Consider the following 7,742-nt stretch of genomic DNA (forward strand, 5'->3'; position numbering starts at 1 on the left):
GGCCGCGCTCTTCTACGTACCGCCCGATACCGGCGTGACTACACCAAAACCGATCATCCGGTCATACCTCTATCTTGCAGAGGCCCTGGGAGCAACCCGAGTGGCAACTGCGTCGAGTGCGCCGTCCTGCCCGACGGCGACGTCGCCGTCCGTAACTCCCGCGATCCCGAGGGTGCGGCGCTGATCTACACCCGCGCCGAGATCGAGGCGTTCCTGGGTGGCGTCCGCGACGGGGATTTCGACAACCTCATCGCCTGACCTTCACGGACCACAGGTCCGGCCGCGCGGCCTTTCGCTCACGGTCACCCCGCCTCAGCGCGACTTGCGGGTGTACGGGCACCGACCCCCGTGACACGCGAAGTACGGCACCCGTCCCGCGCGGCCGGACCCACCCATCCCACGTTGGCATCGCCCAGTGGGTCACAAAACACACATCCGGCGGTACGCTCCAGAAAAGCCCCAAATCGCGCCACATGACCACGGTCGTCTGGCCACGACAGACGGGACCGCCGGATGGAGAGTCGAGCAGGGTCAGGCCGGGCGGCCGATCTCGTTCAGCAGCTTCCCGAGGATCTCCGGCGTGTCGTTGGGCGCCTCGGCGTCGATGCAGACACGCTCCATCGCCATCGCGTAGTGGTCGACGTCCTCGCGCTTGTCCAGATAGATCGCACTGGTGAGCTGCTCGACGTAGACCACGTCGGGGAGCTCCGGCTCGGGGAACCGCAGGATCGCGAACGGACCGCCGGCGGCCGCGTGCCCGCCCGCCTGGAACGGAATGATCTGCAGGCGCACGCTGGGCAGCTTGGACGCCTCGATGAGCGACTCGATCTGGGCGCGCATCACGTCGACGCCGCCGATCGGGCGCCGCAGCACCGCCTCGTCGATGACCGCCCAGAGCTGCGGGCCGCCGTTGCGGGTGAGGATCTGCTGGCGCTGCAGGCGCAGGTCGACACGACGGTTGATCTCGTCGGCGGTGGCTCCGGCGTGGCCGAGCATGATCACCGCGCGGGCGTAGTCCTGGGTCTGCAGCAGACCCGGGACGAACTGGATCTCATAGGTGCGGATCAGCGACGAGGCCGCCTCCAGGCCCAGGTATGCCTGGAACCAGTTGGGCAGGACGTCGCCGAAGTGCTGCCACCAGCCCGGGTTGTTAGCCTGCCGGGCGAGACCGATCAGGGCGTCGCGCTCAGCGGAGTCGCTCACCCCGTACATCGTCAGGAGGTCGGTGACGTCGCGCTCCTTGAAGCTGACGCGCCCCAGCTCCATCCGGCTGATCTTGGATCCGGAAGCACGGATCTCATAGCCGGCCGCCTCCCGCGTGATCCCTTTCGACTCCCGCAGCTTCCGAAGCTGGGAACCGAGCAGGATGCGCAGCACGGTAGGGCCGCCGCCCGGCGCCTCCTCCTGCGAACCCGCGCTCACCTGACTCCTTGTCGCCGCTCTGTGACTGCCCGGCGCAGCCTTACGCATCCTAAGGCGGAGATCCTCAACCGCGAAACCAGCAGTCGATCTCCACGGAAACCAGCCGCCGTTGCGGATGCACGTGCATCCGGCCTTGCGGACGCACTTGATGACGAGGATGATAGCTGACAGACACGTACTGTCCGCTAACAGAGCGTGCCGAAATCTTCGGCTGCTCAGCCGGTTGCGCTCGTTGCCCATAGATCTTTGGAGGCATACCTATGCTGAAAGTCATGGCGTCGACGCCGACCGTGACCCCGCCGCACCGCGATCCGGCCGAGGTCGCACCGCCGGAGAGCTACCGGCCGGCGGACCCGGTGTGGGTCTATCGAGACGGCTGGCGCGCCGGGATCATCGAGGCGGCGTCCCCCCGGGCGGTCACCGTCACCTACCGGCCGGAGAAGCACTCCGGGACGGGCGTGGACACCTTCACCGCCCCCTATGTGACGTCCCGGGCCGACAGCGACGCCCTCGACGAGCGGGCCTACAAGCTGATGCGCCGGAGCCCACTGCGATGACCGGAGCGGTCACGGTCGCGGCCGTCGTCGGCATGCTCAGCCTGCTCGCCGGTGTCGGCCTGGGCTGGTGGCTGCGGCGCACCAGCGACTGGTGCGCGACCTGCGGCGAGCACGTGCAGTGCGCCGGCTGCCAGACCCGTGTGCAGTATTCGACGTTGTCCAGGTCGTCCCAGTAATCTTTCCGCCCGTGGACCTACCGTGCGCCGAGCGTGACGCCGCCCTGTCCAGGGCCTTCGAATTCCTCGGCCGCCGCTGGAACGCCGCAGTCCTCGGCAAACTCGCCAACGGCCCGGCTGGATTCCGCGAGTTGTCCCGCGCCATCGACGGCATCAGCGACTCGGTGCTCTCCAACCGCCTCTCCTCCCTCGCCGTCGCGGGGTTGATCGTGCGAACCGTGGAGGAAGGACCACCGGTCACGGTGTCCTATGCGCTCACCCCGGCCGGTCACGCACTGACCCCGGCCCTGAACCAGATCGCCATCTGGGCCGACGAGCATCTAGCCGACTGACCGCCCCTTTCCCCATTCGCACCGTTCTGCGGGCCGGTATATGCCGCTCCGGCAGGTCGCCTCGCTCTCGCCGTTCAGCCCACTCCTGCGGTCGCCTCGTTCCGCCGCTCAGCACATTCCCGCTCCGGGTCGGCTCGTTCGCGCTGGTCGGGACATCGCCGCAGCCTGGCCACTTTCGCGGGTCGCCCCTTCCGCCGCTCAGCGCGCTCCAGCGGGTCGCACCTTCCGCCGCTCAGCGCGCTCCAGCGGGTCACCCCTTCCGTCTCTCGGCCCGCTCCCGCGGGTCACCACTCCCGCCCTCTTGGCCCGCTCCCGCGGGTCACCACTCCCGCCCTCTTGGCCCGCTCCCGCGGGTCACCGCTCCCGCATCTCGGCCCGCTTCCGCCGCCGTTTGGTGGGCCACGTTGGGCGCCTCAATCCTCGAAGAGTGGGCCGATGCGGTCATCGCATGCGGTGATCCGGCGCCGGAGGGAGTTGGCGTCTCTGGGTGACAACGCTCGTAGCACCCTCTCCAGGACCTCACGGGCGTCCCGTGGATCCGGGCAGCAGCCGGCCCGGCCGTAGTAGAGGCGATCGGCACGCTCGTCCTCCGAGGCGTCGGCGAACGTCTTCCAGGCCTTCAACGCGGCTGCGGCAGCGCCTGGCCACAGAACGGTTCGCTCGAGGCGGGCGATACGGCCGAGGCCTCCAGCGGAGACCCCGTCGACCAGGGCTATGCGCTCGCCGGGCTTACGCCGGCGGGGAAGATCGGCGCGAACGCGCCTGGGCGACTTACGCGCCATCACTCCCGAGGGTGATCGTCATACCGGCAACTGTCCCATCCGGCGCGTCTCTGCGGCATCCCGATATTCACGATCGATGCCGCACCGTGGTCCACGTCCGGGGGCCTCACCCGCGATGTCGAGGGCGGCGTCGACTGAATCACGTCACTCGATCGGCGGAACCATTTCGCCCGCTGGACTGATCCCCGAAGCAGCCCGACTCTACTGTGCGTGTCTTTATCATCGCGCTCTGTCCGGCTGGCCGGCCCCGGACGGGACGTCTCGTGCCACCTGACCGCGAGGCCCGGCGCGTCGCATTCGCCCGGCGGTCGCCGGGCGGTCTTGCGCCGCGCCGACCTTGCGGGGTAGCCACGGGAGTGGTGGTGCGGTTGGGGAGGGGTAGGCGTACCGGAGCATGGGTTTGATCTTGGCTTGCGGTCTTCGTGATCGACTTCACCGTGGCTTTCTGATCGTAAGTGGCTAGCTTTTTAGAAGTGGATACTCCTTCTGAAGCGGTCCTGAGTCGTAGCGTGCTGGGCGACGACGGGCGGGCGTTGCTGTTCACCGAGGCGCGGACCGCCTCCTCGTTCGCGGCCACGCCGGTCACCGACGCGGAACTCGCCGAGATCTGGGAGCTCGCGAAATGGCCGCCTACCGCGGCGAACACGCAGCCGCTGCGGGTCGTCTACGTGCGGACCGCGGAGGGCAAGAAGCGCCTGATTCCGCTCCTGAACGAGGGCAATCGTGCCAAGTCGGAAAGTGCGCCGGTCGTCGCGGTGCTGGCGTTGGACACGGCGTTCCACGAGTTCGCGCCCGAGGTCTTCCCGCACAATCCGGGACTGAAGGACTTCTACGAGGCGAACGAGCCGGTACGCCTGACCGCCGGAACGTTCAGCGCGGCTCTGCAGACCGGCTATTTCATCATCGCGGCGCGCGCGGTCGGGCTGGTCGCCGGGCCGATGACCGGGTTCGACAAAGCCGCTGTGGACGCCGAATTCTTCCCGGAAGGGCGATTCAAGTCACTGGCCGTGGTCAATCTCGGGCACCCGGGCGAAACGCCGTGGCGCGAGCGTCTCCCCCGGCTCTCCGCGGAGACCACCGTGCAGTGGGCCTGACATTTCGGTAAACAGCCCGGCGGATCACCGCCGGGCTGTTTTCGCCGGTATCGAACGGGGTACGCGCTCGCTATGACCGTGTCCCAGCAGGCAGTACCCGTCCAGCCGCAGCGCTGGGCGATCATCGCGATCGTACTGTGGACGGTCGCTCCGATCTGTGTCGTCTACGGCGGCTGGGCGGGCCTGATCGTGATGTTGCCGGCGTGGGCCTACGGCACCCGCCTGCTCCGTCGACGGCGGCAGTGGCTCAGCGCCAACGCTCCCCGGTGAGGCGTTCGTAAACCTCGACGTACCGGTTGCGGGTCGCCTCGACCACCTCGTCCGGCACCTCCGGGCCCGGCGCGGTCCGATCCCAGTCGGTGAGCTGCCCCGACCAGTCCCGCAGGAACTGCTTGTCCAGGTAGCGCGGCACACTGCCCGGCTTCCACTCGTCGGCCGCCCAGAACCGCGACGAATCCGGGGTGAGCAGCTCGTCACCCAGCTTGAGGGTGCCGTCCACGGCCCGCCCCACCTCGATCTTGGTGTCGGCGATGATGATGCCCTTGGCCGCCGCGATCTCCGACCCCCGCCGGTAGATCTCCAGAGTCACCCTTCTCAGCTCATCAGCCAGCTCCTGACCGACCCGCTCGACGGTCCCCGCGAAGTCGATCGGCTCGTCGTGCCCACCGCCGACCGGCTCCTTCGTGCTCGGCGTGAAGATCGGCTCCGGCAGCTGGGAGGACTCGACCAGGCCCGGAGGCAGCGGGTTGCCGGAGACGGCCCCGTCCCGCGCGTAGTCCTTCAGCCCCGACCCGGCGAGGTATCCCCGGGCGATGCACTCGACCATGACCATGTCCAGCCGCTCACAGCGGATGGCCCGCCCCGAGAACTCGGCCGGCACGTCGGTGGCGGAGATGACGTGGTTGGGCATGATGTCGCTGAGCTGCTCAAACCACCAGAGAGACAGCTGGGTGAGGATCTTCCCCTTGTCCGGGATGGGCGTGGGCAGGATGACGTCATAGATCGACACCCGATCCGAGGCGACCAGAAGAAGGTCATCGCCGTCGGCATAGACGTCCCGGACCTTGCCGGAGTGCAGGAGCTCCACGTGTTCCCCTCGATGGTGGCTGGCAACGTGCGGTTTCACGCTATCGAACCGCCAACCTGAGCGATCAGCCGAGCAAACCGATCGCACCCTTCCTCATCTATCGAAGCCGACCTGGCCCTACCGATACGCCAGTGAAGCTGTTAGCATCGTCAACGCATGAAGAGCTAGATCTAGAAGTGCACAGGCCGTTCTTGCGCCGCTGGATGATTCTCCGGCATCAGAGACGAGGCGAACGATGACATTCGAGATCCCCGGCCAGGACGCTCTGTGGGATGAACCCGGCGAGGGGGAGACAGGCCCCGTCCAACTGCCGGCCACTCTCCGAACACGACGATCACGCCTGCTGCCCGCCCGCCCGACGACGAAGAATCGTCCGAAACATTCCAGAGGCCCGGCTGCGGACCCCTTCGCGAACCCTCCCACGATCCATGAGGACCCCGAACTCTGGGCGGTTCACAAGGAAATATCCCGACTGGACCCATACGGCGACCGCACCGGCTACGCCATTCGCGAGGCTCTGGACCAGATCTACGACGGCCAGCGCACCGGCCGATGGGATTTCACTCAACTCCTCAAAACCGAGAAGACGCATATCGGCACGCTGGTGGAGATCTGGCTTCAACGAGAGTTCGAGTTCAACGACGGCCTGGAATTGGACTACAACATCGCCGGAGCGGACGTGGACTGCAAATGGTCCCGAAATCTCTACGAGTGGGAGATTCCGGAGGAGATGTACAGCCGCGGCAACAAGATCGCGCTGGTGGTGTGGGCGAACGAATACACCGCTCGATGGGCGTCGGGACTAATCCGGATCAGCGAGGAGGTCCTGAAGCCCCGCGGCAACCAACGGGACAAGAAGCGGCACCTGAACGACGAAGGGCGCCGTAGAATCCTGTGGCTCGTAGAGGGCGCAGACCTGGTGAAGAACACGCTGCTCCACATCACCGACCCGCGGAAACTCGAACTGATCGCGTATGCGACCCGCGGCCAGACAGCCGTCGACAATCTGTTTCGAGAGCTGCCCGGCGAACTCGTCAACCGCGCGACGGTGCTGACCGCGGCACAGCAGGTGGACAGCGCGAAACGCGTGCGGGACTCACGGAAGCGACTCCAACCCGATGGCATCGTCATCTTCGGCCATTACCGCCCGCACCCCAGGATGGCGGAGGAACTCGGCCTTCCCGCACCGACCCTCGGGCGATTCGTGAGCGCACGCATTCACCCCTGGCAGGGTAACGATCCCGAGCCGAACACCCTCATCTACGGCTCCCCGTGGCGCCTGGCACGACCCGACGACCTGACGGTCCCGGCCCCCGACATCGCACCCGACAAGCTCATGAAATGGAATAGAGAGCAGGAGCCCTATTCAAAACCTCGCTCAGGCCCTTGCCCGGTAGATCTCAAGATTCGTGACGGTCCGTAGTACGTCGGGAAACTCGGAGATCCGGCCGCGGTAGCCGAGGTCGAGGATCTTCCAGTTGACCAGATGTGAGATGGCCCGTTCGACAGCGGCGCGCAGGCTGTTCAACGCCTTATTGCAGTTCTTGCGGACCTCGGTCAGTGGCCGGCCGGGCGGCTTGCGGTAGGGCGTCGACGGACCGCAGCCCAGATAGCCCTTGTCGGCAAGCATGCCCGGCCCACCGTCGGCCAGATGAGCAGCCCAGCGATCGGGCAGGCCAGACGCGGTGAACGCGACGCTGTCGTGCCGCGCGCCGCCGATCGGGGTTCCGGTGTCGACCAGCCTGCCGTCGAGGTCAGCGATGACCTGCACATTCATCCCGGACAGGCGATGCTTGCCGGAGAACAGGTCCGTACGATCGGCGCGTTCGCCGGTCGGTGCGACGAACCCGTCCAGCAGCACCGCGCCCAGCCGGGCCCGCTGCACCGCCTGCGCGGCGACCTCGGCCGTGGCCTGCTCCAACAACGGCCTGATCGTGCGGAACACCCGCGACACCGTCGACTGCGAACACCCGAACAACTCACCCGCGACGTCCTGGACGTTGTCATGCCGCAGCAGGAACAAGGTCAGCACCACCGCCCGATGCAGGTCCAGAACCTTGCGACGGCCCTCCCTCGGCTGCCAGTCACCCACAAGAGTGGACACCGCCAGAATCAACGCCGTGAGTTGGTCCGGACGCATCCCGGTCATACGCTCACTACGCGGCGGTCGTCCACCGAGGTACTCCTGAGTCCACACAACCCAGGCGAACCCTCATCGGACGACCGCCGTTACGCATCGTCACCCAGACGCGGGACCATGAAAAACGACCGCCGCGTTCTGAATAGGGCTCC

The 7,742-nt window shown here is 67.0% G+C and carries 9 protein-coding genes and 1 pseudogene; 7 read left to right on the forward strand and 3 right to left on the reverse strand.

The window, feature by feature from the left end:
• Positions 1–90 precede the first annotated feature (90 nt).
• Positions 91–258 (forward strand): annotated as a pseudogene (locus ACQ0O7_RS44895) (DUF397 domain-containing protein); the annotation flags it as partial.
• 273 nt (positions 259–531) lie between these two features.
• On the opposite strand, the gene ACQ0O7_RS44900 reads toward ACQ0O7_RS44895, so the two are convergent.
• Positions 532–1,422 carry a helix-turn-helix domain-containing protein gene (locus tag ACQ0O7_RS44900; RefSeq protein WP_430792063.1) on the reverse strand — a complete coding sequence of 297 codons (891 nt, stop codon included), beginning with the start codon at positions 1,420–1,422 and terminating at the stop codon, positions 532–534.
• Positions 1,423–1,694: 272 nt separating this feature from the next.
• On the opposite strand from ACQ0O7_RS44900, the gene ACQ0O7_RS44905 reads away from it, so the two are divergent.
• The 5 genes from ACQ0O7_RS44905 to ACQ0O7_RS44925 all read left to right on the forward strand — a co-directional run bounded on the left by ACQ0O7_RS44905 (position 1,695) and on the right by ACQ0O7_RS44925 (position 4,633).
• Positions 1,695–1,979, forward strand: coding sequence for a hypothetical protein (locus tag ACQ0O7_RS44905; RefSeq protein ID WP_430792064.1), 285 nt, complete (start codon positions 1,695–1,697; stop codon positions 1,977–1,979).
• On the forward strand, positions 1,976–2,155 hold the full coding sequence (locus ACQ0O7_RS44910) for a hypothetical protein (protein WP_430792065.1): 180 nt from the start codon (positions 1,976–1,978) through the stop codon (positions 2,153–2,155). The genes ACQ0O7_RS44905 and ACQ0O7_RS44910 overlap by 4 nt, the downstream gene beginning before the upstream one ends.
• An 11-nt stretch (positions 2,156–2,166) precedes the next feature.
• On the forward strand, positions 2,167–2,487 hold the full coding sequence (locus ACQ0O7_RS44915; protein ID WP_430792066.1) for a winged helix-turn-helix transcriptional regulator: 321 nt from the start codon (positions 2,167–2,169) through the stop codon (positions 2,485–2,487).
• A gap of 1,255 nt (positions 2,488–3,742) precedes the next feature.
• A complete protein-coding gene (locus ACQ0O7_RS44920; RefSeq protein WP_430792067.1) occupies positions 3,743–4,363 on the forward strand; it encodes a malonic semialdehyde reductase in 621 nt (206 codons plus the stop codon).
• Between the two features lie 72 nt (positions 4,364–4,435).
• Positions 4,436–4,633, forward strand: coding sequence for a hypothetical protein (locus ACQ0O7_RS44925; protein ID WP_430792068.1), 198 nt, complete (start codon positions 4,436–4,438; stop codon positions 4,631–4,633).
• Here the strand turns inward: ACQ0O7_RS44925 and ACQ0O7_RS44930 are convergent.
• Complete coding sequence (locus ACQ0O7_RS44930; protein ID WP_430792069.1) at positions 4,611–5,450, reverse strand: phosphoribosylaminoimidazolesuccinocarboxamide synthase; 840 nt, start codon at positions 5,448–5,450, stop codon at positions 4,611–4,613. The two genes, ACQ0O7_RS44925 and ACQ0O7_RS44930, sit on opposite strands and share 23 nt — an antisense overlap.
• Before the next feature lie 235 nt (positions 5,451–5,685).
• Here ACQ0O7_RS44930 and ACQ0O7_RS44935 point away from each other — a divergent pair, with 235 nt between their 5' ends.
• A complete protein-coding gene (locus ACQ0O7_RS44935) occupies positions 5,686–6,873 on the forward strand; it encodes a NaeI family type II restriction endonuclease (RefSeq protein WP_430792070.1) in 1,188 nt (395 codons plus the stop codon).
• On the opposite strand, the gene ACQ0O7_RS44940 is transcribed toward ACQ0O7_RS44935, so the two are convergent.
• Positions 6,829–7,554 carry a transposase family protein gene (locus ACQ0O7_RS44940; RefSeq protein ID WP_430792071.1) on the reverse strand — a complete coding sequence of 242 codons (726 nt, stop codon included), beginning with the start codon at positions 7,552–7,554 and terminating at the stop codon, positions 6,829–6,831. The genes ACQ0O7_RS44935 and ACQ0O7_RS44940 overlap by 45 nt on opposite strands.
• Positions 7,555–7,742 lie beyond the last annotated feature (188 nt).

The organism is Actinoplanes sp. G11-F43 (assembly GCF_050589265.1).
GTDB lineage: Bacteria > Actinomycetota > Actinomycetes > Mycobacteriales > Micromonosporaceae > Actinoplanes.